At 71.4% G+C, this 15,222-nt stretch carries 15 protein-coding genes; 5 read left to right on the top strand and 10 right to left on the bottom strand.

Annotated features, from left to right (window positions below; genetic code table 11):
• Positions 1-30: 30 nt before the first annotated feature.
• Positions 31-1,104: a glycosyltransferase gene (locus R3A49_06915; protein ID MEZ5170462.1), complete on the bottom strand. Its 1,074-nt coding sequence runs from the start codon at positions 1,102-1,104 to the stop codon at positions 31-33.
• A gap of 24 nt (positions 1,105-1,128) precedes the next feature.
• Positions 1,129-1,842, bottom strand: coding sequence for a hypothetical protein (locus R3A49_06910; GenBank protein ID MEZ5170461.1), 714 nt, complete (start codon positions 1,840-1,842; stop codon positions 1,129-1,131).
• A gap of 568 nt (positions 1,843-2,410) precedes the next feature.
• On the opposite strand from R3A49_06910, the gene R3A49_06905 reads away from it, so the two are divergent.
• The 4 genes from R3A49_06905 to R3A49_06890 are packed head-to-tail and all read left to right on the top strand — an operon-like array spanning position 2,411 to position 6,352.
• Positions 2,411-3,949 (top strand): HD domain-containing protein, encoded by a 1,539-nt coding sequence (locus R3A49_06905; protein ID MEZ5170460.1) that lies wholly within the window; start codon positions 2,411-2,413, stop codon positions 3,947-3,949.
• Positions 3,946-5,280: a hypothetical protein gene (locus R3A49_06900; protein ID MEZ5170459.1), complete on the top strand. Its 1,335-nt coding sequence runs from the start codon at positions 3,946-3,948 to the stop codon at positions 5,278-5,280. The genes R3A49_06905 and R3A49_06900 overlap by 4 nt, the downstream gene beginning before the upstream one ends.
• Positions 5,281-5,320: 40 nt before the next feature.
• Positions 5,321-5,539, top strand: a complete 219-nt coding sequence (locus tag R3A49_06895; protein MEZ5170458.1) for a biotin/lipoyl-containing protein — start codon at positions 5,321-5,323, stop codon at positions 5,537-5,539.
• Positions 5,540-5,545: 6 nt separating this feature from the next.
• A complete protein-coding gene (locus R3A49_06890) occupies positions 5,546-6,352 on the top strand; it encodes an enoyl-CoA hydratase-related protein (protein MEZ5170457.1) in 807 nt (268 codons plus the stop codon).
• Positions 6,353-6,518: 166 nt separating this feature from the next.
• On the opposite strand, the gene R3A49_06885 is transcribed toward R3A49_06890, so the two are convergent.
• The 8 genes from R3A49_06885 to R3A49_06850 form a co-directional block, all read right to left on the bottom strand.
• Positions 6,519-7,859 carry a hypothetical protein gene (locus tag R3A49_06885; GenBank protein MEZ5170456.1) on the bottom strand — a complete coding sequence of 447 codons (1,341 nt, stop codon included), beginning with the start codon at positions 7,857-7,859 and terminating at the stop codon, positions 6,519-6,521.
• On the bottom strand, positions 7,856-8,500 hold the full coding sequence (locus R3A49_06880; protein MEZ5170455.1) for a branched-chain amino acid ABC transporter permease: 645 nt from the start codon (positions 8,498-8,500) through the stop codon (positions 7,856-7,858). Before R3A49_06880 ends, R3A49_06885 begins: the two co-directional genes overlap by 4 nt.
• 77 nt (positions 8,501-8,577) lie before the next feature.
• Entirely contained in the window at positions 8,578-9,921 is a 1,344-nt protein-coding gene (locus R3A49_06875) for an ABC transporter substrate-binding protein (GenBank protein MEZ5170454.1), read from the bottom strand.
• 87 nt (positions 9,922-10,008) lie between these two features.
• On the bottom strand, positions 10,009-10,470 hold the full coding sequence (locus R3A49_06870) for a hypothetical protein (GenBank protein MEZ5170453.1): 462 nt from the start codon (positions 10,468-10,470) through the stop codon (positions 10,009-10,011).
• Positions 10,467-11,651, bottom strand: a complete 1,185-nt coding sequence (locus R3A49_06865) for a molybdopterin-dependent oxidoreductase (GenBank protein ID MEZ5170452.1) — start codon at positions 11,649-11,651, stop codon at positions 10,467-10,469. Before R3A49_06865 ends, R3A49_06870 begins: the two co-directional genes overlap by 4 nt.
• Complete coding sequence (locus R3A49_06860; GenBank protein MEZ5170451.1) at positions 11,648-12,373, bottom strand: methyltransferase domain-containing protein; 726 nt, start codon at positions 12,371-12,373, stop codon at positions 11,648-11,650. Before R3A49_06860 ends, R3A49_06865 begins: the two co-directional genes overlap by 4 nt.
• On the bottom strand, positions 12,370-13,029 hold the full coding sequence (locus tag R3A49_06855) for a DUF2064 domain-containing protein (GenBank protein MEZ5170450.1): 660 nt from the start codon (positions 13,027-13,029) through the stop codon (positions 12,370-12,372). The genes R3A49_06860 and R3A49_06855 overlap by 4 nt, the downstream gene beginning before the upstream one ends.
• A complete protein-coding gene (locus R3A49_06850) occupies positions 13,026-13,667 on the bottom strand; it encodes a glycosyltransferase family 2 protein (protein MEZ5170449.1) in 642 nt (213 codons plus the stop codon). Before R3A49_06850 ends, R3A49_06855 begins: the two co-directional genes overlap by 4 nt.
• Positions 13,668-13,780: 113 nt before the next feature.
• Between R3A49_06850 and R3A49_06845 the strand changes: the two genes are divergently transcribed.
• Positions 13,781-15,220 carry a hypothetical protein gene (locus R3A49_06845; GenBank protein ID MEZ5170448.1) on the top strand — a complete coding sequence of 480 codons (1,440 nt, stop codon included), beginning with the start codon at positions 13,781-13,783 and terminating at the stop codon, positions 15,218-15,220.
• Positions 15,221-15,222 lie beyond the last annotated feature (2 nt).

Genomic DNA, 15,222 nt, shown 5'->3' with positions numbered 1-15,222 from the left:
CACCGCTTCTGCCTCGCCCTGCTGCTGCTCTCACCACTCCGTCCATCCTGCCCCGCGGAAGGCGTCGGTGATCCGATCGGGGAGCGTGGTGAGGCTGTAGGCGGCGATCGCCGCCTCGCGGTTCCGCTCCAGGAAGAAAGGTTCGGGGTCGGCGAGCCATGCCGCGACGCCCTCGGGATTCCCCACTGTGAACATCTGCAGGCCCGCGTCGTAGTGCTCCCGGTGCAGGCCGACCGATCCGACGACCAGGGGACGGCGGGCCAGAGCGGCTTCGACGATCGGGTTCCCGAAGCCCTCGACGGTGGAGGGGAAGACGACGGCGTCCGCCGCTGCATAGGCGTCGGCGACGGATCTCGCCCGTCCCGTCAAGCATTCCAGCGGCGAGGCGTTGAGCAGGGCCGCCCATGTCTTGCCGTAGCCCTCCTCGGGCGGCCCTGTGATCCAGTAGCGCACCGTGCGGTCGGTGAGCGTGTCGAGGACAGCGCCGAACCGGAGACCGGCCGGGAGGTTCTTGCGCTCGATGGCGCGCGTGGGCTGGAGGAGGAGTACATCGTCGGGCTCGATTCCCGCGAGCGACCGCGTACCCTCGCGGTCGCCTCCCGGCTCACGTGGGTCGAACAGGTTGGGAATCCTGACGGCTCGGATCCCGTGCACGGTCAGCCTCGACCAGGCGCGTTCGTTGATCGTGACGTGGAGCGCTCCGTCGATGTCGGGCGGGATGCCGCGCACGTGCTCGAAGCGCCGTCGCTCCCACGGGAGGTCGTGGTGGTGCAGGAGGACGCGCCCTCCGCGACGTTGCAGCACGTCACCCACGACACGGGAGGCGGCCTCGTGCAGCGGGAGGGAGCAGAGGTTCTCGACCACCACCAGGTCGTCGTCTCCGAGAGCGTCGCCGACCTCGACCGGGTCGGGCCCGACGGTGGCGTCGATGGCGAGGCCCGGTAGAACGACATCGGAGTGTTTGCCGTCGTCGAGGATCTCGCCGGCCACGCGGCGCACCGTGAACCCGAGCTCCGTGAGGGCCCACGACCACTTGGTGGCCTCGACCGACACGCCGTCGGTACCGCCGAGCCGGTACGACACGATCACCGCCCGCCTCGCCACGGACGGAGCGTACCGAGCCTGGTGTCAGGCGGGGATGCCGAGGCGGCGGTTGGTGGCGTCGAGCACGGCGCGCGCCAGGGCATCGGCGTGGCGGCCGGCCCGCACCACCGCTGTGCCCGACAGCTGGTGCTCGGCCGGAGGGTCGACATGGGCGAGGGTCACGATGGCCACGTGGGAGCGACCGACCGGGATCACGTGGGCCGTGTCGACCGCGAGCGCGGCGACGGCGGGCGTCGCGCCGCCGAGGGCGTCGAGGACGGCTTCGGCCACGATGCGCCCGTGGGCGACCGAGGCGATGGAGCCCTCCGCTGTCCCGCGGAGTTCCCGGCCCCGGTCGTCGAGTGTGACGGTCACGTGCGTGTGGCCACCCGTGCTGAGCTCGTCCACTCCCGTCAGGACCGGGCGGTACGTCCCCTCCGGCGCGGAAGATGCGGCAGGCGTCGCGACAGGGCGGGATCTCCCCGGCGAGGCCGTCCCGCTGCCGGGGGTGTGGGCCGTCGGGGCCTCCCCGGGCGCCGGCTGCACGACCGAGACGGCGCGCCGGTCGAGACGGAGCCCGAAGGATGCCACCGCCACCGACTCCACATCGCGCACGATCTGCTTCGGTGGCTTCCCGGGGAGTGCGACGATGTGGATCTCGGCCACACCGCCCGACGGATCCGCCACAACCCGCGCGATCGAGACATCGGGCAGACGCGTGAGCTCGCGCTCCAGCCCTTGCAGATCGGGATCGTTCACGGGTGCGTCCTCCCCTGCGGTGAACACTATGCGTGGTGAGGCCCGGGGGGTACCAAACTCGGAGAAATTGGTGCTTGTGTTGTTCGTGTTAATCAACGAGACTCCTGTGAGTCACGAAGGGGCACGGGGCGGGGCGGTGACCCCGGCTCCGCCCCTTCCTGACGGTCCGGGTGGACGGGGCCAGGCGGGCGGATTCCCCAGGCTGAACACCGGGTGTGACGACCCGGGACCGATCGACCCGACCGAGGAGAGCCGAGAGCACGACGCAGCCGCCGGACCGGACCGGGTCCCGGCGGGATCCCGCACGATCAGCCACCTCAGCGGAGCGGATTGCCGCCGCGGCCCGGGCACGGGTCGCGGGCCGTCGATTCGCACGAAGGAGGGTGTGCGATGGTGCAAACCCTGTCTGTCCGACTGACCGTCCTTGCGACGGCCGCGGCAGGACTGCTCCTCGTGGGTGGAACCCGCCGTGGCTTCTGGTACTAGAGCGGAGCGGAACGGCTGACGACGGGGTCCCGCCCGAACCCCGCCCGCCGGTGGCGACGCGTCGGTGCACCGACGAGCAGCCATGTCGAGCACGAGACCGTCTTCGAGCAGGGAGTCGTCACCCGCCCGCTCCGCGTGTTCCGGCGGGGCGCCGGCGGGTGCCCGCCGACGGACGTCGCGGCGCTTCGGGATCTTCGGCGTCGTGCTCGGGGTCGGTGCGTTCGCTGTTGCCGCGGTGCTCTGCGTGACCGGCGGAGCCCCGGCCGTGGGGCCGCTCGTGGTCTTCGGGGGCCTCGTCGCCTTCACGGAGAACCGCTCCGTCGCGTTCCCCGACGGCACGACGATGTCAGCCAGCAGTGTGCCGGTCATGGCGGCGGTCGTCGTGTTCCACGCGCAGGGTGCGCCGGCGGGGGCGATGATCGTCTCGATGTGCGGCGCCCTCTACCTTCCGGCCCTGCGGCGTCACGACGTCCCGCGCATCGCCTTCAACGCCGGTAGCTACGGCTTCGCCACGCTCGTCGTCTCCGTCACGTACGCCGCGCTCGCGGCCGTCACGGGTGTCACGGGCCTCGCGCTTCTCGTCCTGGCTGTGCCCGTCGCGCTCGTCGACCTCGTCCTCAACGATCTCCTCGTCGCTGTCGCCATGACGCTGGCGGGCGGTCGGTCGGTCCGGTGGTGCCTCCGCCGCTTCCGCCCGGGGTCGTGGCAGGTCGTGCCGTTCACGGTGCTCGGCCTGGTCATGGGCTCCGTGTGGGTGGAGTACGGCGCCGCGACGCTGCCGCTGTTCATCGTCCCGGTCGTGGTCGCCCACCGCACGTTCCACGCGTACGAGGAGCTCCGCCGCGCGCACGAGGCGACTCTCGAGACGCTGCTGCGCGCCCTCGAGGCAAAGGACGGAGCGACCGCCCGGCACGTGCGGCGGGTCGCCGTGTACGCCCGGCTCATCGGCGAGGAGCTCGGCCTGTCGCCCGCACGGCTGGACCGTCTCCGATGCGCGGCCCTCATGCACGATGTCGGCAAGCTCGCCGTGCCCAGCGAGTTGCTGAACAAGCCGGGTCGGCTGACATCGGAGGAGTTCCACCTCGTTCACCGGCACGAGGAGGTGTCGGTGGAGATCCTGGAGCGAATCAGCTTCCTGCGCGACGTCGCCCCCAGTGCCTCGAGTACCCATTCGCGCTATGACGGCGCCGACCCGATTGGCGCCGCACCCGGGACTCCGCCCGACAGGGACCGGCGCGCCGACTCGGTTGACATCCGCAGGACGGGACCTCGACGCGGGAAGCGGGCGGCTCTCCTCGAGCCCCACATCGTTCACGTGGCCGACGCATTCGACGCCATGACCTCGACGCGCCCCTACCGACGCGCGCTGGGCAGGGACGTGGCGCTCGACGAGCTGCGTCGCTGCGCCGGGAGTCAGTTCCACCCGCTCTGTGTCGAGGCACTCGAGCGCGCACTCCAGTGGCGAGCGCGTGACGTCTCCCTCGGGAGAGAGGACACGGTCTCCGACGCGATACTGCGCGCCGCGGGCGCCCCTCCCGCTGTCGAGAGGTTCCCGGTGTCACCGCCCGTGATGGGAACGGGGTCGGCCGGGCTCGGCGACCTGGCCGAGGCGGGCGCGTGAGCCGGTCGTCACGGGTCGTCGTCGTGATCTGTGCCGGGGTGTGCGCGCTCGGTGTCTCGTTCGTGCTCGGTGGCTCGGCTCCCGACATCGTGCTCCTCACGCTCGGGGTCGTCGTCGGGGACCTGCTCGTTCTCCACCCGCTGGGCGCGCCCCGCGTCCCGGCATCGCACGCGGTCGTTCTGGTGACGATGAGGAACCTGGCCGTGCCTGAGTTCCTCGCGGTGTGCGCGGTCGCGTTCCCGGTGGCAGCGTGGCTGCGCGGGAGCGGTGCCCCGTTGACCGAGCGCCGACGCGTCGCATTCCGGCTGGCCACGGCGTGTACGGCACTGGGCGCCTACCACGCGGTCCTCGCTCTCGCCCCCGCCGGCACCGCACCCTGGGTCCTCGCGTCGCTGGGCGCGGCAGCGTTGATCCAGATGGTCGCCGACGAGCTCGTGTTCCGGTTCCGTGGCGGCGCGTGGCTCCCGGAGCTGCCCGACGCGACCCGGGGGGCTCCGATCGGCTCCCACCGCATCGGGCACCGATCACGCCGGCCCGCCGGGCGCGCAGCCGCCCTGGCCGTTGCCACGAGCGGCGTCTTGATGGCTCTCGTCTCGACGGGGGTGGACGGCCGGCCCGGTCCGGGCCGGTGGAGCGCCCTGCTCCTGGCCGTCCCGCTCGTCGCTGCGCTGGCGGCCGACCACCTCGTTCGCCGTGCACGCCGGAACTACACCGAGACCATCGACGCCCTGGCCGCGGCTCCGGAGCTGGGCGGCCACGTCGCTCCAGGGAGTACGGACCGTGTCACCGAACTGTCGCGCGCGGTGGGCGAGAGCCTGGACCTCGATCTCGCGGCCCTCGAGGATCTGGAGGCTGCCGCCCGTCTCCACCGACTGGGCAGCGTGTGCCTCGACGCCGACGTCGCCACCGACGTGGAACGGCACACCGACCGTTGGCGTGCGCACCGTCGAGCGGCAGCGCGAACAGACGAGGCGGACGCCACGGCACACATCCTGGCCGCCGACGACCGTCTCGACCGTGTCGGAGCCGTCGTGTGGGCCGCGGCCCGTCCCCACCGGCGCCCGCGACCGGAACCCTCCGATGCGCGTCGCTATCCCGACCCGCCCGGCGCCGCCGCTCTCCGGGTCGCCGTCACCTACGAGGAGCTGACCCGGGGTGACGACGGACGCGCAGCCCTGGCGCTGGAGCGGATGTACTCGGGTCCTGCATACATGTTCGGCACCAGCGCGCTCGGTGCGCTCGAGCAGGTCCTCGGGGACGACGGCCGTCTCGAGGACCGCCCGGAGGGTTCGACGACCCGTGGTGGCCGTCGCCGGTCGCGCGACGCCTGAGACACGACGTCCGGAGTGCGCTGCACTACGCTCCCGCGCCGTGCAGGAGATCAGAAGCCCTGTGGGCGGAAATGTCCGTGACCTCCCTGCGGAGCTCGGAACGATGATCGCCGAAGGTGAGGTCGTTGCCGTCCTCGAGTCGGCGGGAACCGACGTGCCGGTGACCACTCGCGAGCCCGGCGTCGTCCGGGAGATCCACGTCGATCTCCACCAGCAGGTCTGCGACGGAGACCTGATCGCCCTCATCGACGAGTCCTGAGACGCCGTGATCCGCTGGGAGGCCCGAGGGCACGTCGTGGTCGCGACGCTCGACCGCCCCGACCGGCGCAACGCCCTCCACGCACAGGGTTGCGATCAGCTGCGCGCACACCTCGAGGACGCCGACGACGTGCGCGCTGTCGTGCTCACCGGCGCGGGCTCGGCATTCTGCGCCGGCGCCGATCTGGGCACGAGGTTCGCGCCCTCCACCGACGACTCCCACGAGCCCGGCGGCGAGTGGCGCGAGCAGCGCCGCGACACGTTTCGGCCCGCCTTCGAGGAGCTGCTCGACGCCATGGGCGCGCTTCCGGCACCGGTCATCGCAGCGGTTCATGGTCCCGCGATCGGTGCCGGGACGCAGCTCGCGGTCGCATGTGATCTGCGCGTGGCGGGTCGTGACGCCACCTTCGGGATCCCCGCGGGACGGCTCGGCATCCATCTGCACTGGACCAACATCCAGCGGCTCGCCGATCTCGTGGGTCCCGGGAATGCCCGGGACCTGCTCATCACGAGCCGGACGGTCGGTGTCGACGAGGCGGACCGGATGGGACTCGTGAGCCGACGGAGCGACAACCCGCTCGACACGGCCCTGGAGATGGCCGACGAGATCGCGCAGCTCGCACCCCTCACCGTGGCGGGCCACAAGCGGGCCCTCGAGCTCATCGCCGAGCGCGGAGGTCTCGTTCCCGGTGTCGACGACGACGCCATCGCCGCCATCGATGCCGACGAGGAGCGCGCCTTTTCGAGCAACGACGTACGCGTCGGCATGGAGGCGTTCGCCGAGAAGCGTCCTCCCGATTTCACAGGACGCTGAACGAAGGCCTGCCGCAGGTCAGGTGAGGTCCGGCATCCGTGCGGAACCAGCGCACATCGTCGGTTCCCCGCCACGGTCCATCACGCCGAACCGTGTGCCGCGCTCGGGGCGCCGGTTCACCATCTGCCCGCTATCGATCCACATACCGTGGAGCATTCCGTCGCCGTCATGAAGCGACGGTACCGGCCCTTCCGGCGGTCTGCGCCCGGCCGGTGGATCCGCCGGGACGCACGATCCGTGTGAGGCGCTCCCAGGCCGACCGAACAGCCCCGGCGATGCCGTCGGGGTAGGCCACGGCGACGACCACGAGCACCACTCCACTGATCGCGAACTGGTACTCCGCGGCGTCACCACCGGTCTGGTCGAGCGCGACGGTGACGAGCCCGCCCTGTGCGAGCAGCCCGGCGATCACGGCGCCGCTGACACCCGCGATTCCCCCGAGGTAGGTGAGGGCGAGGAAGGAGAGTGACAGGAACACGAGGAAGCTGTCGCCCGAGATCGTCTGGCGCTGGTAGGCGAGGAGACAGCCGGCGAGGCCCGCCAGGAAGGACGAGATGGCGAAGGCCGTGAGCTTCGTACGCGCCACGTCGATCCCCGCCGCGGCCGCCGCGCGCTCGTTGGCGCGAACAGCGAGGAAACGGAGCCCGGTCAAGGACCTCCGGTAGTTGGCCACGAGAAGACCCGCGAGAGCTGTGACGATGACACACAGGATCCCGAAAGCGGGTCTCGGGAAGCCGGTGCCACGCGCTGCGATTCCCAGGTCCATCCCGAAGATCTCCGGTGGGGGCACATCCGTTCCACCGAGGCCGCCGGTGAGCCAACCCCACCGGAAGACGATCTCCTCCACGGCGAGCGCCGCCGCCAGCGTGACCAGAGCGAGGCTCATGCCGCGGACGCGCACAGCCGGCAGGCCTGTGAGCAGACCCAGTGCAACGGCCGCGGCGGCGGCGAGTACGGGGGCGAGGGGAAACGGGATTCCGTAGGCCTCTGTGAACTTGATGACGGCGAACCCTCCGAAGCCGGCGAAGGCCATCGGCGCGAGCGAGATCTGACCCACGTAGCCCGTGAGGACGACGATCGACAGGCACAGGAGTGTGGCGATGGTCGTGGTGATGATCCCCTGTCGCCACACGCTCCCGAGCGTCAGGAGTCCCGCGACCGCCCCCGCCGCGAGGACGAGCGTGGTGACACCTGCGTGGTGGGGGGTCGGTGACCGCGGCAGGAGACGCTGGATCAGGTCGCCACGGGTGGGCAGGCTCCGGCCCCGCAGGGCCATGACGAGGATGACCAGGAGAAAGGGCACGCCCTGCTGGATTCCGTCGGGGAGCCACCCGTGGTCGGCCTGGAGCTTGAGGAGCTCCGACTCGAGCATCCCGATGGCGAGCCCTGCGGTGGCAGCGATCAGGAACGAGCGGAACCCGCCGAGGAGAGCGGCGGCCAGGGCCGGGACCACCAGAAGACTGCTCGTGACGGGATCGAGCCGGGCGATCGGTGCGATGAGGATCATCGCCACTCCTGCCGACACCGTGGCGAGTCCCAGTTCACGACGGCGACACGGTCGGGCGACAGGCCGATGAGGAGCGCGCCCTTCTCGCTCTCGGACGCGGCGCGTGTGGCGATCCCGAACCGTGTCCACTTGTAGGCGGCCGCGAGAGCGGCCGAGGCCAGGAGCACGACGGCCGCCAGCCAGATCCGGTCGCGGGGGATCACCGCCCCGAGGACGGTGACGGGCTCGGTCGGGAACAGGGGCTCGATCGTGCTGACGGCGGCGCCGATCGTGGGGAAGCGGAGGCTAACCAGCGACTGGGCGTAGAGAAAGATTCCGAGGGATGCAACCACACGGCCGAGAAGCGGCGCGTGGCGCAGGGGCCGGAAGACGACGGCGTACAGGAGCACGCCGATGGCGGCCGCCAGGAGGATGGCCACCGCGAACGCAACCCACGTGGGTGGATCGTCCATGACGTGGAGCCGGTCTGGAAGGCCGAGTACGGGGAGGACGAGGTCACCCGTACCGCGGAGCTCGTAGTAGGCGAACGCGATGTACATGCCGATCGCCGCGTGCGCGAAGTTGATGACCCCCGACGCCCGGTACGTGAGAACGAGCCCGAGTGCGAGGGCGCCGATGACGGCGCCGCCGCCGAGGCCCAGGAGCAGGAACTGGACGTGGGCCTCGATGGTCGCCTCGTCGGTCTCGTGGGTCGGTCAGGATCGGGACTCTCGGCTGTTCAGCCGACACCCGCCTCACGCAGGATCTCGGGAACCTGGATCCAGTCGTCGTTCACCTGCGACAGCTCGGTGCCGTCCCAGACGACGAGATTCTCCTGAGGTGAACACATCGCGGGAAGGTCCGGGATCTGTTCTCCGTCACAGGTGTAGGGATGCCCGTCGAAGCTCGGGACGTCGACGGCTGTGCGGAGTCCCTCCATGATCGTCGCGGTGGAGATGTTGTCGGCACCCAGCTCCGTCATGAGGGCGTAGAGGTTCATCGTCGAGCGGAACGAGACGGTAGCAGCGCTCTGGGGATCGAAGGCCCCCTCGCCGTAGCGGTCCGCGACGGCGGTGAAGAGGTCGACCTCCGGGTTGGGCACGTCGGCCTTGGCGACGCCCTCGATGTTGAACAGGACCCCTTCCGCACCCGGACCGACCTCCTCGACGATGCGCGGCGCCGCGCACGCGCCCGTCATGAACAACTGCGCGCTCACGCCGAGGTCGAACGACGACTGCATCACGGACTGGCAGCCGGCGTCGGCGGTGCCCCAGAAGATGGCGTCGGGATTTCCCTCCATGGCACGTGTGACGACCGGGAGGAAGTCGGTCGTGTCGATCGGGAAGGCGACGAGGTCGACGTCGTCGACACCCCGGGCCTCCAGGACGGCCTCGCCGTACTGGATGGCGGCGTCGGAGATGGGTGGGAACTCGCCGTAGGCGATGGCGACCTTCTCGGCGCCCACCTCCTCGGCGGCCCAGTACGCGAAGGCCGTCATGGCGCCCCACGTGCCGCCGCTGAACTGGAACGACACCGGGCTCTGGGCCTCCTCGAAGTTGGCCGGGATACCGCCCACGTAGGGGATCTCGTTCTGCTCGAAGATCGGCATCGATCCGGCGCTGGCCAGGTCGATGCCCCCGAGAACGGCCACGACGTCGCTCTGGACCATTTCCTGCGCGCAGGCCGACGACTGCTCCGGCGAGAAGTCGGTGATGCAGGTGTGGAGTTCGATCGGTCGCCCGTCGACGCCCCCCATCTCCTCGTTGAGGAACTGGACGGCGGTCTCGGCGCCGAGTCGAACCTCGGGGAACGAGCCCAGCGGCGTGTCCTCCTGGTTCAGGAGACCGACGGGGATCGGCTCGCCCGTTGCCTCTGTGGGAGCGTCGGGAATGACACCGATCGACATCTCGGTGCCGGCGAACTGCTCCACCACGGGGCCACCGTCGGAGGCGCCGGACCCGTCGGTCCCCGAACCGCTTCCAGATCCGCTTCCCGAACTGTCGCCGTTGTCGCAGGCTGCGGCCAACAGGGCGGCCGCAGCCATCAACGCCGCGACCGCGAGCGGCCCCCGCCTGCGACCCATCGAGTCCGGTCCCCCCTGTTCGGTCGGGCTGTATCCAATCAGGGCGCGTTGACGCCGTCAATGTCGTCGAAGCCGTCACCGCAGCGATCAGGAGCTCGAGGAGCGTCTCTCCCCGCGAGCCGCCACCAGGCTCACTGCACCCACCGCACCCCAGACGATCGCCAGGGCCGTGATGGTCGACGTCGTGTAGTCGATCGGGTGCAGCGTCGGGTTACCCGGGTTTCCTCCGAGACCGATCAGAGGCGGGAGGACGACCAGGAGGACGGATGCACTGATGATGCACCCCGCCATGACCGGCGTCCGCCACGGCACGGGCAACAGGCGAGCCAGCACGGCGCCGGCGAGGAACGCCGCAGGAGCGAACAGGGAATCGTGGAGGAGGTCCGCGCCGATGAAGAACAGGCCCCAGCTCACGAGGGCGTCACCCGAGAGGTTCCGGATCAGCCCGATCGCGCCGTAGGCCATCACGGCGCCGCCGATGACGACACCGACCCAGAAGCGAGCGCCGTAGGTGTTGTCCGCGGGGGAGGGATCGCCGGAGCCGTTCACCGTGCCTCCAGGCGGGAGACCCACTTGGTCTGCATGACCCCGGGCCGGTTGGGCCCGATGAGGCGCACCGGGAACCCGTGGTCGGCGTCGAGTGTCTCACCGTTGACCTCGAGCGCGAGCAGCGTGTCACGGTCGTGGGCGTGCAGCCTGTTCAGGTCGGACGAGCGTTGCCGCGGGCTGTCCTGCATCGAAATCGCACGCGCCTCGCAGTCGTTCGGCGCGCCCGCGCGTTCGAGGAGATCGCTCACGGGAACACCCGTCCACGTGGCGTTGGCGCTCCAGCCCTCGACGCACGCGATCGGCAGTTCGACGGTTCGTTGCGGCAGGGCCCGCAGCTCGTCGTAGGTGAGCTCGAAGGGGTCGGTGGCTGCGGGTCCCTCCACGGTGAGGCGGTAGTCGGCGACGTCGACGTCGGTGAGGCCGACCGAGGCGGCGGTGCGGTTGACCGGCAGTCCCTGAGGGCCCGAGTCGGGCCGGCGGGGCGCCAGGTAGGCCACTGTCCGGAGTGGCTCGAAGCTCTGTCCGACGGTGAAGAGGGCCACGGCCGCCGAGGCACCGAACGTGGTGGCGAGAAAGCCCCGTCGTGACATCCCGGCGGACCCGTTGTCGCCCGTGGCGTCGAGGTCCTTCGCCGCGGCGTGCCCGCCGCTGCGCCACAGGGCGTCGCGCGTCGTGGCGTACTTGGCGAAGACGTGGATCACCAGCGCGCCGATGGTGATCCACGCCGCCCAGTAGTGGCCGGGCCGGAAACCGAAGTTCCAGGGACGCCAGACGTTGATGTTGCCCAGACCGGTGAACGTGAGGAACAGGCCGCCGCCCACGAGCGGCAGGATGGTGACGCGCTCGACGAAGTGGGGAAACGACCCGAAGGGCGGCCAGTCGAAGAACTTCGGGTAGACCACCCACAGCTTGGCAAGCAGCACCGGGATCAGCGCGAGGCCCAGCGCCACGTGTGTTCCCTGCGTGAGCCGGTAGAGACCGGCCGGGCGCGACGTCCAGAGAAACCAACTCGGTGGGTTCTGGATCAGGTGCGACAGCACGCCCGTGGCGAAGCAGACCGTGAAGCCGACACCGAGCGCCACCCCGAGGACGGCGGCCGTGCGCTCGTCGTGGAGGCGACCGGAGAAGGCGCCGTCGCGGAACGGCCCGACGGTGGGGCGGGGCGGCCAGCGGAGCCTCATGACCCGGGCCCGGCCGGGGGCCGAACCGTGTCGTCGACATCGGCGGCCGAACCTGCGTCGACGCGGGCGGGGACGACGAGCAGCGCCAGGTGCCGCCCGCGGTCCGACCAGATGTCGACGACGTCGAGACCGGCATGCGCCACGCTCGCCTCGGCCTGATCAGCGGGCAGCCGCCCGAAGTCGAACCACGGCCCCACGCCGACGGTGCCCGGACCGTGCCCGGCGACGATCTCGAGGCGGACGCGGCGCACGTCGGCGGCGGTTCCCGGCGGGTCGAGCTCCACGAGCAGGCGCCCGCCGGGGCGCAGCAGTGCAGCGACACGACGCATCAGCCGGACGGGATCGGCCCCGATCCCGATGTTGCCGTCGAGGAGCAGGGCGCTTCCCCACCGGCCGGCGGCGGGGACTCTGTCGAAGACGGAACGGTGGAGGACCGACGCCCCCCGGTTGCGTGCCACGTCGAGGGCCCGCTCGCACACGTCGATGCCGAGCGCCGGGATCCCGCGTTCGGCGAGGGCGACGACGTGGCGGCCCGGTCCGCACCCGACGTCGAGGACAGGCGCGACGTCGAGCTCGACGACGAGCTCGACGAAGGCACGCTCGGCGTCGTCGGCCGGCGTGGCCCAGCGGTTGTCGGGCGGCACGAAGGGCGTCCCGCACTCCCCGCGCAGCAGCGCGGTGGGCACACCGTGCAACGGCGCTTCCGTCGTGTGCGGTCTCACGGCGTCGACTCCAGCAGGGCGGCGACCTTCGCCACCGCACCCGCGAATGCCGTGCCGGGAGCGGTGGCGGCGACCGCCGTGGCGTCGTCGAAGGTGTCGACGTCCATGAGCGAGGGGAGATCGCCATGGCGGAGGCCGAGCTCCTCGAAACGGCGGACCTGGTCGGGGTACGTGTGGTCGGTGCTCATGGGGACCCCGTCGAAGACCGGGAGATCGGGGCGGCGGAGCCCGAGCGCCCACCAGCCACCGTCGAGGGCGCGGCCCAGGACGGCGTCGGGAGCCGTCCCGGCGGGCTCGCAGAGGCGCCCGAGGGCCTCACTGAGCAGCGGCGGGTCGATCTGGGGCGTGTCCATCCCCACGAGCAGCGCCGGACCGTCGGCGTGGGAGAAGGCATCCGACAGCCGCTCGCCGAGGGCACCGCCGCACTGGGGAACCACATCGAAGCCATCGGGTAGCCACGGACCCGCTGTGCCGTCGAGCGCCAGGATCCGGCGATTCGCGGGCGTCGTGGCGACCGCCATCAGCGTGTCGGAGAGGGCGGCGGCGGCCAGGTCGGCTGCCTGCTCCGGGGTGCACGGTGGGCACAGCCGGGTCTTCACGCGACCGGGTCGTGGTTCCTTGGCGATCACGATCAGGGTGGCCGGAGGTGCCGTCATGCGAGGACCCGCCGCATGTCGCGGATGGTACGGGCGGTCCCGCGCACGGTTCCCGTGACCTTGGAGCGCCCGTCGCGGGGCGCATAGGTCACGTCGACCTCGTCGACGCGCCACCCGGCCTCGAGGGCGCGCACCACCATCTCGAGTGGCCACCCGAACCGGCGGTCGCGGAGATCGAGGGCGACGAGCTCGCTGCGGTGCGCGGCACGCATCGGCCCGAGGTCGCGCAGGCGCACGCCGTAGCGCTTCCGGATCGTCCGCGTGACGGCGCGGTTGCCGAGGCGGGCGTGCAGCGGCCAGGCGCCGCGTGCGGCGTCGCGAGCACCCAGCACGAGATCGGCCACACCCTTGGCGACGGGGTCGGCGACGCGTGGCAGTTGCGTGGGGTCGAGCGAGCCGTCGCAGTCCATGAAGCACACGACGTCGTCGGAGGCCGCCGTCAGTCCGGCGAAACACGCGGCTCCGAAACCGCGGCGCGGCTCGTGGACGACGAACGCGCCGAGGTCTTCTGCGACCGAGGCCGAGCCGTCGGTCGACCCGTTGTCGACGACGATCGGCCGGTAGCCCACAGGCATCGACCCGAGAACCCGCGGCAGCGCCGCCACTTCGTCGAGGACGGGCAGCACGACATCGGGCACGCCGTGAACCGTACCGAGAGCACCACCGGGGATGTCTGCGGATCTGCTTACGATTCGCGAAACAACTCCGGCGCGCGGGCGTCCGGAACGGTGGTGGCCGGTAGATTTCCGACGTGCCCCGCACAGACGTGTCGACCCCTGGGGTCCACTCCGAGAGCTCCGCCGGGGCGGCGGAGGGCGACACGCCCGTCCGGACCGCCGAGCACGAGGGCCCGCCGGGCTCGTCCGCCGTGTCGCCGGCGCGCCCGTGGTGGTCCCGGCCGGCCTACCGCGCCACCGCCGCCGTGGTGGCGTGGGGTCTCCTGATCGTGGCCGCCCGGCTGTGGGGACAGCACCTCATCGATGACCTCGGTCGCGAGGCGCTGCGGCTCAGCGCACCTCCGATCGTGGGGTGGGACGACCTCCGCCTCGGCGTGCGTGTCGTCGTGCCGGTTGCCGTGGCCCTGGCTGTCATCGTCGGTGCGCCGCGTGCGGTTCGCGCGCTGCCGTGGCGCACACTCCTCGCCGCGGCGGCGATCGCCGCGGCCGTCTGGGCGGTGGCGCTGGCGTTCACCGACGGTCTCGACGGCATCACGGACCCCACGACGCTTCCGGGCGACGAGTACCTGCTCGACGTCGACCGGGTCGGCTCGCCCGGCGACTTCCTGTCGGGCTTCACCGACGACATCGACAGCTACGTCACCCACGTCCGCTCACATCCGCCGGGCACACTGCTCACTCTCTGGTCGCTCGACGAAGTGGGCCTCGGAGGCCGGGCTTGGGCCGCCGTGCTGTTCATCGCCGGTGGCGCGCTGGCCGTCCCCGCCGTCCTCGTGGCGGTCCGGGAGGTAGCGGGCGAGCAGCGGGCACGCGCGGCGGCACCGTTCCTCGTTCTGGCTCCGGTAGCGGTGTGGATCGCCACGAGCGCCGATGCCCTGATCGCCGGTGTCTCGGCCGCCGCCGTGGCAGCGGTGATCGTGGGTACGGGCCGGTCCGGGCGTCGCTCCGACATCGCGAGCGCCTCAGGGGGACTGCTCTTCGGTGCGGCCCTGATGCTGTCGTACGGCGTGGCGCTCGTCGCGCTCGTCCCTACCGGCGTGGCGGCGGCGCGCCGCCGGCCGCGGCCCCTGTTCGTGGCGACTGCGGGAGCACTGCTGGTCCTCGGCGTCTTCTGGCTGGCCGGCTTCTCGTATCTCGACGGGTGGTCGACGTCGCGTGCCGAGTACTACGAGAGCGTGGCCTCGACCCGGCCCTACGGCTATTTCCTCTGGGCCAACATCGCCGCCCTCGGCCTGGTGGTGGGCCCCGCCACCGCCGCAGGACTGGCGTGCCTGGGCGACCGCAAGCTCTGGCTGCTCGTGGGAGGAGCGCTGGCTGCTGTCGCCGTCGCCGACCTCTCGGGCTTCTCGAAGGGGGAGGTGGAGCGGATCTGGCTGCCGTTCGCCGTCTGGCTCCTCCCGGCGGCCTCCGCCCTCATCGGACGCGTGCCGCGGGCCGCGGTGCTGCGGGGATGGCTCGCAGCACAGGCGCTCGTTGCCCTCGCCGTACAGACCGGGATCCGGACCCGGTGGTGACC

The organism is Acidimicrobiia bacterium (assembly GCA_041394025.1).
GTDB lineage: Bacteria > Actinomycetota > Acidimicrobiia > IMCC26256 > JAOSJL01 > JAOSJL01.
This window is presented reverse-complemented; position numbering and strand designations above follow the sequence as displayed.

Excerpts from the sequence above, each read along its gene's own strand:
- R3A49_06855 (MEZ5170450.1), bottom strand. The coding sequence starts at position 13,029 with ATGACGGCACCTCCGGCCACCCTGATCGTGATCGCCAAGGAACCACGA.
- R3A49_06885 (MEZ5170456.1), bottom strand. The coding sequence starts at position 7,859 with ATGATCCTCATCGCACCGATCGCCCGGCTCGATCCCGTCACGAGCAGT.
- R3A49_06875 (MEZ5170454.1), bottom strand. The coding sequence starts at position 9,921 with ATGGGTCGCAGGCGGGGGCCGCTCGCGGTCGCGGCGTTGATGGCTGCG.
- R3A49_06865 (MEZ5170452.1), bottom strand. The coding sequence starts at position 11,651 with ATGAGGCTCCGCTGGCCGCCCCGCCCCACCGTCGGGCCGTTCCGCGAC.
- R3A49_06905 (MEZ5170460.1), top strand. The coding sequence starts at position 2,411 with ATGTCGAGCACGAGACCGTCTTCGAGCAGGGAGTCGTCACCCGCCCGC.